This window comes from Streptomyces sp. NPDC003635 (assembly GCF_053587635.1).
This window is the reverse complement of the sequence record NZ_JBSFOK010000042.1, coordinates 12,405-26,525: the sequence shown is the minus strand read 5'-3', so window position 1 is coordinate 26,525 and position 14,121 is coordinate 12,405. Positions and strand designations below refer to the sequence as shown.

The window sequence follows — 14,121 nt, the reverse complement described above, 5'->3', positions numbered from 1 at the left end:
TATCGGCCACATGAGGCTCCCCGTTCTCAGCCAAGAGGAAATGGATCCGCGGCAGCAGGAGCTGGCCGCCCGGATCGCCGGCCGCCGCGGCGCCGTCCGCGGTCCGTTCCGGGTCTGGCTGCACAGCCCGGAGATGTGCGAACGGGCCGAGTCCCTCGGGGCGTTCGCCCGCTTCGACTGCTCCCTGCCCCAGCATCTGCGCGAGCTGAGCCTGCTGATGGCCGCCCGGAACTGGGACGCGCAGTACTCCTGGAACGCCCATGTGCACCAGGCGATCGAGGCCGGGATCCCGGAGGAGGCGGTCCGGGCCGTCGCCGAGAAGCGCGAGGCCGTCTTCGACAGCCCCGCGGACCAGGCCTTCTACCGGTTCTGCCGGGAGGTCCTGGAGGACCACTTCGTCTCCGACGAGACCTTCGCCGACGCCCTCGCCCACTTCGGCCCCAAGGGCCTGGTCGACACCATCGGCGCTCTCGGCAACTTCACCATGCTCGGCATGTGCCTGAACGCCTTCCAGGTGGACCTCCAGGCCGACAGGGAGCCGCCGTTCCCGGACGTCCGCGGCTACGCACGGGTCGTGCCCGAGGCGACACCGTGAGCCCCGGGGCCGTGGTCCGCGTCCGAGGCGTCACCAAGAGCTTCGGCGGCGCCGCCGCGCTGAAGGACGTGGGCCTCGACCTGATCCCCGGCGAGGTGCACGCCCTGATGGGCATGAACGGCGCCGGGAAGTCGACCCTCGTGCACGTCCTCGCCGGGGTCCACCAGCCCGACCGGGGCACCGTCGACATCGACGGCCAGGCCCATCGCTCGCTGACCATGCGGCAGGCCCGGCGGCTCGGCATCTCCTTCGTGCCGCAGCGCCGCGAACTCGTCATGGGGCTCACCGTCGCCGAGAACGTCCTGCTCGGCGTGTTGCCCGTCAAAGGCGGCCGGGTCAGCTGGTCCACCGTGAAGCAGGAGGCCCGCAGGGCGCTGCACGACCTCGGCATCCACCTCGACGTGGAACAGCCGGCCGGGGCGCTGACCGTGGCCGAGCAGACCATGGTCGAGGTCGCCCGGGAGGTGCGCCGCGGCGGCCGCGTCCTCATCCTCGACGAACCCACCGCGTGCCTGGGCGCCCAGGCGGCCGAGCAGGTCAAGGAGTTGGTGCGCCGGCTCCGGGACGAGGGCATCGCCATCGTCTACATCTCGCACTACATCGACGAGGTGCTGGACATCGCCGACCGGGTCACCGTCATGCGCGACGGACGGGTCGTGCACACCGGCGGCGTCGACGACCTCGACGGACCGGGCCTGGTTCGGCACATGGTCGGCCGGGACGTCGTCTCGCACCGCCCCACCCGCCCGGCACCCAAGGACGAGGTCGGCCTGGAGGTCCGGGGCCTCGGCCGCGGCCGCTTCATCCGCGACTTCGGTGTCGAGGTCCGCCGGGGCGAGGTGGTCGGCGTGCTCGGCGCCGCGGGCGACGCCCAGTCCTACCTCTTCGACCTGCTCTCCGGCCGGGTCCGCCCCGACTCGGGCGAACTGCTCGTCGACGGCCGCCCGGTAGCGCTGGGCAAGGTACGGCACTCGCTGCGCAGCGGACTGCGCTGTGTGACCGGCGACCGCCGCAACCTCGGCATCATCCCCGGCCTCTCGGTCGACGAGAACCTGATGCTGGCCAGCGACCGCTTCGACCGGCGCCGGCTGCACCGCGAGGCCGAGCAGACCCGCCGCGCGGCTCCGCGCCGCGACACCTACGGCGTGGTCACCTTGGCCCGCAACCCGGCCATCGGCGCGCTGTCGGGCGGCAACCAGCAGAAGGTGCTGCTCGCCAAGTGGCTGGAGACGGCGCCTGCCGCGGTCTTCCTGGAAGACCCCACGAACGGGGTGGACATCGCCGCCAAGGCCGACATCCACACGATCATCGACGACCTCGCGAGCCGGGGCGTGGCGGTCCTGCTCGCCTCCTCCTCCGCCGAGGAGGTCATGCGTCTGGCCGACCGGGCGGTCGTCGTGCGCTCCGGCCGCGTCGTGGCCGAGCACGACATCACCCGCATCACCCGCGACGAACTGGTCGCGACCGCGCTGGGAGGGAACAACTCATGAGCCTGAAGACGACGGCCCCCGAGGTGGAGCGGCCGGCTCCGCGCCAGGAGAGTGCGAGGGGCGGCCTCCTCGCCACCGCGCAGCGAATCCCCCACCTGGGCCTGATCCTGGTGCTGGTCCTGGTCGCGGGCTTCACCGCCACCCAGAGCGACGCCTTCCTGACCCAGGACAACCTGATCAACGTGCTGCGGCAGGTCAGCATCACGGCTGTCATCGCCGCCGCCCTCACCCTGGTGATGACCGCGGGCGGCATGGACTTCTCCATGGGTAGCAACGTCTACGTCGTCGCCGCCTTCGCCGCCCAACTCCTGCACAACGGCGGCTCGGTCGCCGTCACGATCCTCGCCTGCATCGCCCTCGCCATGGCGATCGGCCTGGTGAACGGCCTGGTCATCACCTACACCAAGGTCGCGCCCTTCGTGGTCACGCTGGCCACCGCCACCATCCTGGACGGCGTCCAGCTCGTCATCCTCGACGGCAAGACCGTCTCCGGCGGCGACGCGCTGTCCGACCTGGGCGCCGGCTACTTCGCCGGACTGCCCAACCTGACCTGGCTGGCGCTGATCGTCCTCGCGCTGACCGCCGTGGTCATGAAGTACACGACGTACGGCCGCGATCTGTTCGCCATCGGCGGCAACGAACACGTCGCCCGGCTCAGCGGCATCGGCGTCAACCGCAACAAGCTCCTGCTGTACGCGGGTGCCGGCGCCCTGTCCGGCCTCGCCGGCGTCATGCTCCTGTCCCGTCTGGTGGCGAGCAGCCCCAGCCCCGGCGGCGGACTGATGCTCCAGCTCAGCGCCGTGGCGGCGGTCGTCATCGGCGGTACGGCGCTGGAGGGCGGCCGGGGCACGGTCGTCGGCACGATCCTCGGCGTCGTCCTGCTCGGCGTGGTCGCCAACTCGCTGAACCTGCTCCAGATCTCGTCCTTCTACCAGCCGGTGTCGGTCGGCACGGTCCTGGTGATCGCCGCGATCGCCAACCAGTTCCAGAAGTCCCGCCACTCGGCCCACTGAACCGCACGTCCGACACGAAAGGCACCGCACGATGAGAATCACCTCCCGGTACCGCACCGCCGTCGTCGCCACCGCCGTGGGAGCGGGGCTGCTGCTCGGCGGCTGCTCCAAGGACGAGGACACGGTGAGCACCGCCGCCGGTGACGGCGACTACACGATCGGCTTCGTCAACGGCAACAACACCGAGTTCCACACCTGCCTCCAGGGCGCGATCGAGGCGAAGGCCAAGGAACTGGGCGTCGAGCTGTACACCGCCAACTCCACCCAGGACCCGGGCAAGGAGCTGTCCAACATCGAGGACATGATCTCCCGCGGGGTCGACGCGGTCATCGTCCAGACGGTCAACGTGGACGCCCTGGAGGCCGACATAGCCAAGGCCAAGGCGGCGAACGTGCCGATCTTCCTCACCTCGGTACTGCTGGACGACATGAAGGACGTGCTCGGCGCCTCGGTCGTTCCGCTCGCCGAAGTCGGCAAGCTGGACGCCGAGTTGGTTGCCAAGGACGCCGCCGGTGAGAACGTGCGGGTCGGTGTGATCGCCGGTGCGCCCGGCGCCGCCTCCGACGTCCTGGTGGGCGGCTTCACCGACAACCTCCCCAAGACCGCGAAGGTGGTGGCCAACCAGCCGGGCATGTTCAGCCCCGCGAAGGCGCAGGAGGTCGCGGAGAACATGATCCAGTCGCACCCCGACCTGGACTACGTCTTCGTCGCCAACGAGGAGATGGCCTTCGGCGCCCTCAACGCCTTCAAGGCGGCCGACGCCGACGTCGAGATCGTCACGAACAACGGCACCGAGCGTGGCGTCGAGGCCGTCAAGGACGGCACCTTCCTCGGCACGGTCTCCAACCCGGCCCAGCTCACCGGCGCCAACGCCCTGGACAGCACCGTGAAGCTGCTCGACAAGGCCCAGGGCGCCGAGAAGATCACCCGCACTCCGCTCACCCTCGTGACGAAGAACAACGCCGACCGGGCGCCCGCCTACTGCGCCGAGTGACCCTGAAGAAAGGGCAGGTCACACCCTTTATGGAACGAGATCGTTTCACTTAGGGTGCCCTTACTTCGCCCCAGTCCCGAGGAACCGAGAGGCCGAGGAACCATGGACCGTCTGCTTCTGATGCACAGCTTCGTCACCGTCGCGCAGGTCGGCAGCTTCAGCGGGGCCGCCAAGAAGCTGGGCTCGTCGGGCTCCCTGGTCTCCCGTCATGTGGCCGAGCTGGAGCGGCAGATCGGGGTACGGCTCGTCAATCGCACGGCCCGTTCGGTGAGCCTCACCGAACCGGGCCAGCGATACGCGGAATTCGCCGCCCGGATCCTCCAGGAGATCGAGGCGGAGGACGCCGGAATCGCCCAGCTGCACGACCGGCCCGAGGGCACGCTCAGCATCATCTGCCCGAAATGGATCGGCAGCCTGGACCTCGGGGACGCCATCGCCGCTTTCTCCGCGGCCCACCCCAAAATCCAGGTCCGCTTCGAACTCGGCGGCATGTCGGACCGGACCTACGATTTCCTCGACAGCGGATTCGACATCGCCTTCCACACCCGGGATCTGCGCGACTCCAGCGTTCGCCTCAAGAAGATCGCCTCGCTGCCGTTCGTGCTGTGCGCGTCCAAGGAGTACCTGGACCGCAACGGCCCGCTGAGCGAGCCGAACGGCATCGCGAACCACGACTGCCTCGTGCACGTCAACGACCCCGTCTGGCGGATCGGCCACGGCCATGCCTCCACCCTGCACAAGATCCGCAACGTGGCGTTCTCGTCCAACTCCTACCTCGCCCTGCAGAAGGCAGCCGTGCACGGCCGCGGCATCGCCCTGCTCCCGCAGCGGCCGGCCTACGACGACCTCGTCTCCGGCGCGCTGCGGGTCCTGCTCCCCGAACTCGCCGTACCCGACCGGCCGCTGTACGCCATCTATGGTCCCGGGCAGGCCGCCCCGCGCAAGATCAGCGTGTTCCTGGAATTCCTCACCGAGTGGTTCTCGCGCAATCCGATCCCGGTGATTCAGCCGTAGTCCGCCTTTCGCCCGCCGCAAGAAACGTTTGCACAACCCGTAGAGCACGGGCATTGAGCCCCTGCGATCCATAAACCTAGGCTCACTGGCGACCCGCGAAACGAGGAATCCATGGGAATCCAGAGAATCGAATCGGTCACCTACAGCATCGACGACCTCGACGAATGCGTCCGGTTCTACGACGACTTCGGACTGTTCCTCGTCGAAAGGACCGACGAACACGCCGTGTTCGAGACGCTGACCGGCCAGACCCTCCATCTCGACACCCGCCCGGGACCGTCGCTCCCGCCGCCGGTGGAGAACGGACCCACCCTGCGCGAGGTCGTGTGGGGCGTGGACACCGAGGAGGAGCTGGCGCGACTGGTGGCCGCCGTGGAGAAGCCCCGACAGAGCGCCGACGGTGTGCACCACACCGTGGACGAGACGGGCTTCGGCGTCGGCCTCACCCTGGCCCGCCCCAAGCCGGCCCCCGTCACGCCCCGCCCGGCCAACTCCCTGGGCAACGTGAACCGGTGGAACACCGCCCTGGACGCGATCCCCCGGGTCCGCCCGCTGCGGATGTGCCATGTGGCGCTCAACATCCCCCGGCGGGGCCGGGAGGCGGCCGTGGCCTTCTACACCGAGCGTCTCGGCTTCCGGCCCACCGACGTCGTCGAGCCGATGGGGGTGTTCCTGCAGGCGCCGGGGGACGACGACCAGCACACGATGCTGTTGTGCCACCGCCCCGACAGGGCGGGCGTCAACCACATCGCCTACGAGGTGCCGGGCTTCGACGACGTGATCGAGGGCGGCAACCACATGATCGAGCACGGCTGGCGCGAGGCGCGCCGACTCGGCCGGCACACCATCGGCTCCAACGTCTTCCGCTTCCTGCACGCCCCGAGCGGCGGCCGCGTCGAGTACGCCGCCGACATGGACCGGGTCGACGACTCCTACGAGACCCGCGTCCACGAGACCACCCCGCCCCACCACATCTGGGCGCTGCGCACCAACCGCGACAGCGAAGCCTCCTGAACCCCCGAGAGGGCACCCACCCATGACCACCGACCACGGCTATCCCGCCGTCCGCATGTACATGGCGGGCGAGTGGTGCCAGGGCGGCACCGGACGTACCGCCCCGATCGTCAACCCCGCCACCGAGGCCACGATCGGCGAGGTCCCGCTCGCCACCACCGCCGACCTGGACCGCGCCCTCGCCGCCGCCGACGAAGGCTTCCGGCGCTGGCGCGACACCCCCGTAGCGCGGCGCACCGAAATCCTGCACACCGCCGCCGACCTGCTCACCGAGCGGGCCGCCGACGTCGGCCGGATCATGACCCTGGAGCAGGGCAAACCCCTCGCGGAGGCCACCGGCGAGGCCCGCCGGGTCGCCGACACCCTGCGCTGGCACACCGACGACGCCCGCCGCGCGTACGGCCGTATCGTCCCGTCCGCCCCCGGCACCCTGCTGACCGTGCGGCGCGAACCGATCGGTCCCGTGGCCGCGTTCGTGCCGTGGAACTTCCCCGCGGGCGGTCCGATGCGCAAGATCTCCTCGGCGCTGTCGGCGGGCTGCTCCCTCGTCATCAAGGCCTCGGAGGAGACCCCGGCCACCGCGATGGAACTGGTCCGCTGCTTCGTCGACGCGGGCCTGCCCGACGGCGTGCTCAACCTGGTCTTCGGCGAACCGGCCGAGGTCTCCGCCCACCTCATCGCCTCACCGGTGACCCGGCTGGTCGCCTTCACCGGCTCGGTCCCCGTCGGCAAGCTGCTCGCCGCCGCGGCGGGCCAGGCCATGAAGCCGTCCCTGATGGAACTCGGCGGACACGCGCCGGTGATCGTGTGCGCGGACGCCGACCCGGTCGGGGCCGCCCGCAGGGCCGCCCACGCCAAGTTCGTCAACGCCGGGCAGGTGTGCACCTCGCCGAGCCGCTTCCTCGTCCACGAAAGCCTCGTCGAGGAGTTCACCGCCGAGTTCGTGAAGGAGGCGGAGGCCGTGGTGGTCGGGGACGGGCTCGACGCGGGCACGACGATGGGGCCGCTCGCCAACGAGCGGCGGCTCGCGTCCATGGAGCGTCTCACCGCCGACGCCACCGCCCGCGGCGCCAAGATCCTCACCGGTGGCGACCGCCCCGACCGCCCCGGGTACTTCTTCGCGCCGACCGTCCTGACCGACGTACCGCCGGACGCGGAGCTGATGCGTGAGGAGCCCTTCGGACCGCTCGCGCCCATCGTGTCCTTCGCCGACCTGGACGAGGCGCTGACGACCGCGAACGCCCTGCCGTACGGCCTGGCCGCCTACGGCTTCACCCGGTCCGCCGCCACCGCCGAGCGGCTCTCCGCCGAGCTGGAGGCCGGCATCCTGTCCCTCAACCACTGCGGCGGCTCGGTCCACGAAGCCCCGTCCGGCGGGGTGAAGGACAGCGGGTACGGCCGTGAGGGCGGGCCCGAGGCGCTCGACGCCTACCTGGTCACCAAGCGCGTCTCCCACCTGCTGGCGCCATGAGGTACGCACGGGTCTCCGTGGGGGGACGGGCCGTCTGGGGCCGGGTGGGGCAGGAGGACGTGGAGCTGCTGTCCGGGTCCCCCCTCACCGGCGAACCGGATGTGATCGGCACGGTCGCCCGCGCCACCGCCGTGTGGCTGCCGCCCGTCGTGCCGCAGGTCTTCTACGCCGTCGGCTACAACTACCCCCGGCACATCGCCCACGCCGGAGCCGCGACGCCGGAGCGTCCCGAGGTCGGCTACCGGGCCAACAACGCGCTCACCGGGCACCTCTCGCCGATTCTCAGACCGGCCGAGGTCGAGGGCCGGTTCGAGGCCGAGCCCGAACTCGTCGCCGTCATCGGCCGTACGCTCCGGCACGCCACCCACCAGGAGGCCCGCGCGTCCGTCTTCGGCTGGACCATCGGCAACGACGTCAGCGCCCGCACCTGGCAGCACCGGGACCGCACCTTCTGGCGTGCCAAGAACAGCGACACCTTCAAACCGATGGGCCCCTGGATCGAGACGGACGTGGACGCGCTCGCCCAGACGACGACGCTGCGGCTCAACGGCGAGGTCCACTCCGAGTTCCGCACCGGCGACATGGTCCACGACCCCTTCGACCACATCGTCGAGATGACCCGGCACCTCACCCTCCACCCGGGCGACGTGCTGTGGATGGGCGCCGAGTCGACCTGTCAGCTGGAGCCGGGCGACACCGTGGACATCGAGATAAGCGGCATCGGCGTGCTGTCCAACCCCGTACAAAGCGAAGGGAACCGAGCATGAGCAACGCACCCCGCTACATCCACCACGTCAACTTCCCCACGACCGACCCCGACCGCACCGCCGAGTGGTACGCCAAGGTCTTCGGGATGAAGCGGATCATGCCCAAGTCCAACACCCGCGTGGTGCTGATGACCCGGGGCAACTTCGATCTGCACTTCACCCCGGTCGAGGAGATGGAGCGCATGGCGCCCTATCACTTCGCCGTCGAGGTCGACGACTGGGACGAGTTCCTGGAGCACCTGAAGGAGCTGGGCATCCGGCACACCCGGCCCGTCCAGCGCCCCGAGAACCAGTCCAAGTTCTGCTACATCCACGACCCCGACCACACCATGATCGAGCTCGTCTACCACGCCAAGCGCCCGAACTGACCCTGCACATGAGGGAGTTCATCTCATGCCCATCGTCGACTCCGACGGCACCGCCATCTACTACGAGCGCCACGGCAGCGGCCCGGCGATCCTGTTCGTGCACGGCAGCGGCGGCCACCATGCCGCCTGGTGGCAGCAAGTGGCCGCGTTGCGCGAGGAGTTCACGGTCGTCACGCTCGACCTGCGTGGCTTCGGCAAGTCCGACTCCTGCGACTTCGACGGCCAGGACTTCCCCGGTGACGTGGTCGCCGTCCTGGACGCCGAGGAGCTGACCGACGTCATGCTGGTCGGTCAGTCGATCGGCTCGGTCGCCGCGCTGCGGGCGGGCCTCGCGCGCCCCGACCGGGTCTCGTCCGTCGTCCTCGGCCACTCCCTGGGCGGCATCAGCCACCCGGAGCTGAAGGAGCTCGCCGCCGCCGACCGGGCCGAGGCCGTCGAGCTCCCGGTGATCGACCGGCTGCTCACCAAGCCGTTCCAGCGGGAGCGCGCCGACCTGACCTTCCTGTTCCAGCAGATGGGCACGTTCAACGTCGCCAGGATGCAGGACCTGCGCAACCTCGACACCGACGGCCCGACCCTGGAGGAGATCCAGGACTCGGGCGTCCGGGTCGCCTTCCTCGCGGGCGGGAAGGACGCCGTCCTGAGCGTCAGGACAGTGACCCGCGCCCACCAACTCCTCCCCGGATCGCACCTGGAGATCGTCGAAGGCGCCCCGCACTCCATGTACTGGGAGACGCCGCAGAAGTACAACGCGGCCGTCGCCCGTCTGCGCCGCACCCTGACCCCATCGAAGGAAGCCGCATGACCACCCTCACCCTGGACGCCGCCGAGGAGATCCTCGCCGCCGCCCAGCAGCGCGCCCAGGAGATCGGCAAGGCAGTCAGCGTCGCGGTCGTGGACGCCGGCGGTTTCCCGATCGCCATCCGCCGTCCCGACGGAGCGCGCCCCCTCACCCCCGACATAGCCCGCGCCAAGGCCTACACCGCCGCGATCATGCAACGCCCCGGCACCATGCTGAAGAAGTGGCAGGAGAGCCAGCCCGTCTTCTTCTCCCAGCTCTCCCAGCTCCCCGGCGCGGCCATGCCGATCATGGCCACCGAGGGCAGCGTCACCATCAAGAAGAACGGCGAGATCATCGGCGGCCTGGGGATCGCGGGCGGCACCGCCGCCGAGGACCAGAAGATCGCCGAGGACGTGCTGGAATCCCTCGGCTACGAGCTGGAGTTCGCCGCCTGGGGCGTCGCGGCTCCGCAGCCGGCCGAGCCCGGGAAGGACTGATCATGGCGGACACGTTCAACTACCGCATCGATCACCACGGCAGCCTGGTCCGGCCCGCCGGCCTCGCCCCCGACTCCCTCGACGAGGCGATCCAGGAGGTGGTGGCCTACCAGCGCAAGCTCCGCTCCACGGTGGTCACCGACGGCGACTTCCCTCGTGCGGACTTCCGTTGCGCCGTCCTTGACGGAGTGTCAGGGTTTCGCCGTACCGACGAGATCGTCGACGGGTTCCCGCGCTGGGTGGCGGAATCCCTGCCCAAGCCGGGCGGCGTTCCGCTCCTCGCCGACTGGGCGGGGCGCCTGGCCGAGTTGACGGTCGTCGCCCCCAAGGCATCGCTGCCGTCCCCGGCGTACCTGGCCGCCACCACGTACGAGCCGGGTCTGGGCCCGGCGTCGGCGCGTGAACTCGCCGAGGCCCTGGCGGAGATCGTCCATGCCGAGATCGAGCTGTTGGTGTCGCGCGGGGTCCGGCTGGTCCAGCTGAACAACCCGCTGCTGCTCGACTGGCCCGCGGACGCGCCCCTCACCTTCGAGGAAGCGCTGGCCGTCGAGGCGGTGGCGGTACGGCTCGACGAGCGTCCCGAGGGCGTCCGCATCGGAGTCTGTCCGGGCTGGACGGCACCGGCCGAGGTGGACGGCGCCCGGGTGGAGCGGATGTACGCCGAAGTCCCGGCCGACCGCTGGGTGCTGCCGTACGACCAGGGCACCCGGGCCGAACTGGACCTTCTCCGGCCGCTGCCGGAGGACCGGGACGTGTGCCTGGGAGTCGTGGACGCGACGGTGCCGGAGCTGGAGGACATCGACACCGTGATGACGCGGATCGACGCGGCGGCCGAGCTCAAGGACATCGAGGACATGGCCGTGTCGCCGTCCAGGGGCTTCGCCGACACGGCGGCGAAGCCCCTGCTCACGGCCGAGCAGCAGCGGCGGAAGCTGGTGCTGGTGGAGACGATCGCCCGTTACTGCTGGGGCAACGAGTTCTGAAGCAACTCGGCGAACGTGACCGTGCGCTCGGTCAGCAGCGGCCGTACCGTCCGGACGATCAACTCGTCGAAGTGGTCGGCCGCTGCGTGGGCCTCGAACCCCGCCCGGTCCGCGTAGACCTCGTACAACACGAAGCCGCCCGCCCGGTCGGCCTCCGCATGCACCTCGTACACGAGATTCGCGGGCTCCCGCCGGGTGAGTTCCCGCATCCTCAACAGCGCTTCCCGCACCACGACTTCATCGGCGGGCGCACAGCGGTAGTGGGCGAGGACGGCGTACGGCATGGGCTTTCCCCAGAGCTCGAAGGTGCGGTGGTGCCGCCGATTCCAGCACGGAGAACCCGCCCACCGGGCGCAACCAATGTCTGAGAGAAGAGAAGTGAACTCCATGCGCACCCTGGAAACACTCGTCGGCGGAGAGTGGGTGACGTCCGGAGAGTGGATCGACGTCCACGATCCGACCGACGTCCGAGCACCCCTCGCCCGGGTCCCCGCCCTCCCCGCCAAGGACGTCACCGGCGCCTACGACCACGCCGAGCGCGGCTTCGCGGTCTGGAAGCGGACCAGCCCCTTCGAGCGGGCCCGGATCATGACCGAGGCGGCCCGGCTGATCCGCGGACGCCTCGACGAGATCGCCGCCGACGTCACCGCCGAGAACGGCAAGACCCTGGCCGAGGCGCGCGGCGAGACCGGCAAGGCGGCCGACTTCCTCGACTACTACGCGGGACTCGCCCGCCAGGGCTACGGCACCCTGCTGCACGACGTCCGCCCGGACACCCGCACCCACACCCAGCGCGAGCCCATCGGCGTGCTCCTGGTGATCAGCCCGTGGAACGATCCGCTGATCACCCCCGCCCGCAAGCTCGCCCCGCTGCTGGCCACCGGCAACGCGGCCGTCTTCAAGCCAGCCACCGAAACCCCGCTCTCCGGGCTGCACTTCGCCCGCGCCCTGCACGACGCGGGCCTGCCCGCCGGGGTCCTGAACGTGATCACCGGCCGTACGGCCGAGATCGAGGAGGCCCTCCTCGACGACCCCCGGATCGTCGGCGTCACCTTCACCGGCTCCAACGCCGTGGGCAACCGCATCCGCCGCCGTCTGGCCGACCGCAACGTCCGCTTCCAGGGCGAACTCGGTGGCAAGAACGCCTCCGTCGTCCTCGCCGACGCCGACCTGCCCGCCGCCGCCAAGGCCGTGGCCGCCGCCTCCTTCGGACAGGCGGGCCAGCGCTGCACCGCCACCAGCCGGGTGCTCGTCGAACGTCCCGTCCACCACGACTTCGTACGGCTGCTGCTCGCCGAGGTCGAGTCGCTGACCGTCGGCCCGGGCACCGACCCGGCGACCACGATGTGCCCGCTGGCCGGCCCCCGGCAGCGCGACTCGGTCCTCGCCGCCATCGGCCGGGCCGTCGAGGAGGGCGCCACCGTGCTGACCGGGGGAGCGGCCGATCCGGAGCGCGCCCACGGCTGTTACGTCCTGCCGACCGTCCTCGGCGACGTCACCCCCGACATGGCGATCTGGCGCGAGGAGGTCTTCGGCCCGGTCCTCGCGGTGCGCGCGGTCCCGGGCTTCACGCAGGCCGTCGAGGCCGTCAACGACTCGGGGTTCGGGCTCGCCGCCGCCGTCTTCACCCGCGATCTGTCGCGGGCGTACCGGTTCGCCGACGAGGCCGAGTGCGGCCAGGTCGCCGTCAACACCACGACCACCGGCTGGGACGTGCACCTGCCCTTCGGCGGGTTCCACGACTCCGGCACCGCCTACAAGGAGCAGGGCGAGGAGGTCCTGCGCTTCTCCACGCGCGTCAAGACCGTCGCCATCCACTACTGACCCGAGGGAGGCGTCATGGCTGACGAGACGATCGGCATCGTCGGCGCGGGCATCGTGGGTCTGGCCACCGGCCGCGAGATCGCCCTGCGCCGACCCGGCACCCGTGTCGTGGTGCTGGAGAAGGAACACGAGGTCGCCGTCCACCAGACCGGCCACAACTCCGGTGTGGTGCACGCCGGGATCTACTACGCCCCGGGCAGCCTCAAGGCGCGGCTGACCGTGCGCGGAGTCGCCCTGCTGCGCGAGTACTGCCAGGAACGGAAGCTGCCGTACGAGGAGGTCGGCAAGCTGGTGACAGCCGTCCGCGAGGACGAGCTGGGCCGGATGGAGAACCTCTACGAGCGGGCCCGCACCAACCATGTGCCCGAGCTCAGGAGGGTCTCCCGGCAGGAGATCCGCGAGATCGAGCCCGAGGCCGGCGGCATCGCTGCACTGCACTCGCCGCGCACCGCCATCACCGACTACAAGGCCATCGCCCGCGAGTACGCCAAGGACATCGAGGACTCCGGCGGCGAGGTACGGCTCGGTTTCCCCGTCACCGCGATCACCGAGGTGCCCGGCGGGATCGAGGTGGCCTCGGCACGCGACCGGGTGCGGGTGGACCGGCTGATCCTCTGCGCCGGACTGCACTCGGACTCCGTCGCCAGGCTCGCCCAGGACCGTGCGGAACCGCGGATCATCCCTTTCCGGGGCGAGTACATGCTGCTCAGGCCGGAGAAGACGCACCTGGTCCGCGGCCTGGTCTACCCGGTGCCCGATCCCCGTTACCCCTTCCTCGGCGTCCACTTCACCCCGCGCGTCGACGGCACCGTCGAGGTCGGCCCCAACGCCGTGCTGGCTCTTTCCCGGGAGGGCTACCGGCTGAGCAAGGTCTCGCCGCGGGACCTCGCCGGCCTCGCCGCCTACCCCGGCGCCTGGCGGATGGCGGCCCAGCACTGGCGTACCGGCGTCAAGGAGTACCGCGGCTCGCTCTCCCGGCGGGCGTTCATGCGGGACGCGAGCCTGTACGTGCCCGCCGTCGGTGTCGCGGACGTGGTGCGCGGCGGCGCCGGCGTACGGGCCCAGGCGCTGGACCGGGACGGCACCCTCGCGGACGACTTCCGCATCCACCGGGCGGGCCGGGTCACCGCCGTGCGCAACGCGCCCTCACCGGCCGCCACGGCCTCCATGGCCATCGCCGAGCACATCGTCGGCGCCGTGTTCGGCGACGGCTCGGGCAAACAGTGAATGCCCTGCGTAGAGCCGTATTTCGCGCAACAACAGCTTGCGCCCCAAGGTCTCGGCAAGCGCTCACGCCCCGCCTAGCGTTC

General features: G+C 70.6%; 15 protein-coding genes. 14 read left to right on the top strand and 1 reads right to left on the bottom strand.

Annotated features, from left to right (window positions below; genetic code table 11):
• Window positions 1-10: 10 nt before the first annotated feature.
• From ACWDRW_RS30765 to ACWDRW_RS30710, 12 genes are all read left to right on the top strand, one after another.
• Window positions 11-595 (top strand): carboxymuconolactone decarboxylase family protein, encoded by a 585-nt coding sequence (locus ACWDRW_RS30765; protein WP_451728627.1) that lies wholly within the window; start codon window positions 11-13, stop codon window positions 593-595.
• A complete protein-coding gene (locus ACWDRW_RS30760) occupies window positions 592-2,085 on the top strand; it encodes a sugar ABC transporter ATP-binding protein (RefSeq protein ID WP_451728625.1) in 1,494 nt (497 codons plus the stop codon). The genes ACWDRW_RS30765 and ACWDRW_RS30760 overlap by 4 nt, the downstream gene beginning before the upstream one ends.
• Complete coding sequence (locus ACWDRW_RS30755; RefSeq protein WP_451728622.1) at window positions 2,082-3,098, top strand: ABC transporter permease; 1,017 nt, start codon at window positions 2,082-2,084, stop codon at window positions 3,096-3,098. Before ACWDRW_RS30760 ends, ACWDRW_RS30755 begins: the two co-directional genes overlap by 4 nt.
• A gap of 31 nt (window positions 3,099-3,129) precedes the next feature.
• Complete coding sequence (locus ACWDRW_RS30750) at window positions 3,130-4,092, top strand: sugar ABC transporter substrate-binding protein (protein WP_451728619.1); 963 nt, start codon at window positions 3,130-3,132, stop codon at window positions 4,090-4,092.
• 102 nt (window positions 4,093-4,194) lie between these two features.
• Window positions 4,195-5,106, top strand: a complete 912-nt coding sequence (locus ACWDRW_RS30745) for a LysR family transcriptional regulator (RefSeq protein WP_451728616.1) — start codon at window positions 4,195-4,197, stop codon at window positions 5,104-5,106.
• Window positions 5,107-5,217: 111 nt separating this feature from the next.
• The gene (locus tag ACWDRW_RS30740; protein ID WP_451728613.1) at window positions 5,218-6,120 is read left to right on the top strand and encodes a VOC family protein; all 903 of its coding nucleotides are present in this window, start codon (window positions 5,218-5,220) and stop codon (window positions 6,118-6,120) included.
• A 22-nt stretch (window positions 6,121-6,142) separates the two neighbouring features.
• On the top strand, window positions 6,143-7,591 hold the full coding sequence (locus ACWDRW_RS30735; protein WP_451728611.1) for an NAD-dependent succinate-semialdehyde dehydrogenase: 1,449 nt from the start codon (window positions 6,143-6,145) through the stop codon (window positions 7,589-7,591).
• Window positions 7,588-8,358 carry a fumarylacetoacetate hydrolase family protein gene (locus ACWDRW_RS30730; RefSeq protein ID WP_451728608.1) on the top strand — a complete coding sequence of 257 codons (771 nt, stop codon included), beginning with the start codon at window positions 7,588-7,590 and terminating at the stop codon, window positions 8,356-8,358. Before ACWDRW_RS30735 ends, ACWDRW_RS30730 begins: the two co-directional genes overlap by 4 nt.
• Window positions 8,355-8,726 carry a VOC family protein gene (locus ACWDRW_RS30725; RefSeq protein WP_451728605.1) on the top strand — a complete coding sequence of 124 codons (372 nt, stop codon included), beginning with the start codon at window positions 8,355-8,357 and terminating at the stop codon, window positions 8,724-8,726. Before ACWDRW_RS30730 ends, ACWDRW_RS30725 begins: the two co-directional genes overlap by 4 nt.
• A 25-nt stretch (window positions 8,727-8,751) precedes the next feature.
• On the top strand, window positions 8,752-9,531 hold the full coding sequence (locus tag ACWDRW_RS30720) for an alpha/beta fold hydrolase (RefSeq protein ID WP_451728603.1): 780 nt from the start codon (window positions 8,752-8,754) through the stop codon (window positions 9,529-9,531).
• Window positions 9,528-10,004, top strand: coding sequence for a GlcG/HbpS family heme-binding protein (locus ACWDRW_RS30715; RefSeq protein WP_451728601.1), 477 nt, complete (start codon window positions 9,528-9,530; stop codon window positions 10,002-10,004). Before ACWDRW_RS30720 ends, ACWDRW_RS30715 begins: the two co-directional genes overlap by 4 nt.
• Before the next feature lie 2 nt (window positions 10,005-10,006).
• A complete protein-coding gene (locus ACWDRW_RS30710) occupies window positions 10,007-10,987 on the top strand; it encodes a methionine synthase II (cobalamin-independent)-like protein (protein ID WP_451728598.1) in 981 nt (326 codons plus the stop codon).
• On the opposite strand, the gene ACWDRW_RS30705 is transcribed toward ACWDRW_RS30710, so the two are convergent.
• Window positions 10,963-11,271 (bottom strand): putative quinol monooxygenase, encoded by a 309-nt coding sequence (locus tag ACWDRW_RS30705; RefSeq protein ID WP_451728595.1) that lies wholly within the window; start codon window positions 11,269-11,271, stop codon window positions 10,963-10,965. The genes ACWDRW_RS30710 and ACWDRW_RS30705 overlap by 25 nt on opposite strands.
• Before the next feature lie 103 nt (window positions 11,272-11,374).
• On the opposite strand from ACWDRW_RS30705, the gene ACWDRW_RS30700 reads away from it, so the two are divergent.
• Entirely contained in the window at window positions 11,375-12,811 is a 1,437-nt protein-coding gene (locus ACWDRW_RS30700) for an aldehyde dehydrogenase family protein (protein WP_451728592.1), read from the top strand.
• Window positions 12,812-12,826: 15 nt separating this feature from the next.
• On the top strand, window positions 12,827-14,038 hold the full coding sequence (gene lhgO / locus ACWDRW_RS30695) for an L-2-hydroxyglutarate oxidase (protein ID WP_451728589.1): 1,212 nt from the start codon (window positions 12,827-12,829) through the stop codon (window positions 14,036-14,038).
• Window positions 14,039-14,121 lie beyond the last annotated feature (83 nt).

What these genes read in the sequence shown, in the direction of transcription:
- ACWDRW_RS30720 (WP_451728603.1), top strand. Translation starts at nt 8,752, where the DNA reads ATGCCCATCGTCGACTCCGACGGCACCGCCATCTACTACGAGCGCCAC.
- ACWDRW_RS30735 (WP_451728611.1), top strand. Translation starts at nt 6,143, where the DNA reads ATGACCACCGACCACGGCTATCCCGCCGTCCGCATGTACATGGCGGGC.
- ACWDRW_RS30705 (WP_451728595.1), bottom strand. Translation starts at nt 11,271, where the DNA reads ATGCCGTACGCCGTCCTCGCCCACTACCGCTGTGCGCCCGCCGATGAA.
- ACWDRW_RS30700 (WP_451728592.1), top strand. Translation starts at nt 11,375, where the DNA reads ATGCGCACCCTGGAAACACTCGTCGGCGGAGAGTGGGTGACGTCCGGA.
- ACWDRW_RS30750 (WP_451728619.1), top strand. Translation starts at nt 3,130, where the DNA reads ATGAGAATCACCTCCCGGTACCGCACCGCCGTCGTCGCCACCGCCGTG.
- ACWDRW_RS30745 (WP_451728616.1), top strand. Translation starts at nt 4,195, where the DNA reads ATGGACCGTCTGCTTCTGATGCACAGCTTCGTCACCGTCGCGCAGGTC.
- ACWDRW_RS30710 (WP_451728598.1), top strand. Translation starts at nt 10,007, where the DNA reads ATGGCGGACACGTTCAACTACCGCATCGATCACCACGGCAGCCTGGTC.
- ACWDRW_RS30740 (WP_451728613.1), top strand. Translation starts at nt 5,218, where the DNA reads ATGGGAATCCAGAGAATCGAATCGGTCACCTACAGCATCGACGACCTC.
- lhgO (WP_451728589.1), top strand. Translation starts at nt 12,827, where the DNA reads ATGGCTGACGAGACGATCGGCATCGTCGGCGCGGGCATCGTGGGTCTG.
- ACWDRW_RS30725 (WP_451728605.1), top strand. Translation starts at nt 8,355, where the DNA reads ATGAGCAACGCACCCCGCTACATCCACCACGTCAACTTCCCCACGACC.
- ACWDRW_RS30765 (WP_451728627.1), top strand. Translation starts at nt 11, where the DNA reads ATGAGGCTCCCCGTTCTCAGCCAAGAGGAAATGGATCCGCGGCAGCAG.
- ACWDRW_RS30755 (WP_451728622.1), top strand. Translation starts at nt 2,082, where the DNA reads ATGAGCCTGAAGACGACGGCCCCCGAGGTGGAGCGGCCGGCTCCGCGC.
- ACWDRW_RS30730 (WP_451728608.1), top strand. Translation starts at nt 7,588, where the DNA reads ATGAGGTACGCACGGGTCTCCGTGGGGGGACGGGCCGTCTGGGGCCGG.
- ACWDRW_RS30715 (WP_451728601.1), top strand. Translation starts at nt 9,528, where the DNA reads ATGACCACCCTCACCCTGGACGCCGCCGAGGAGATCCTCGCCGCCGCC.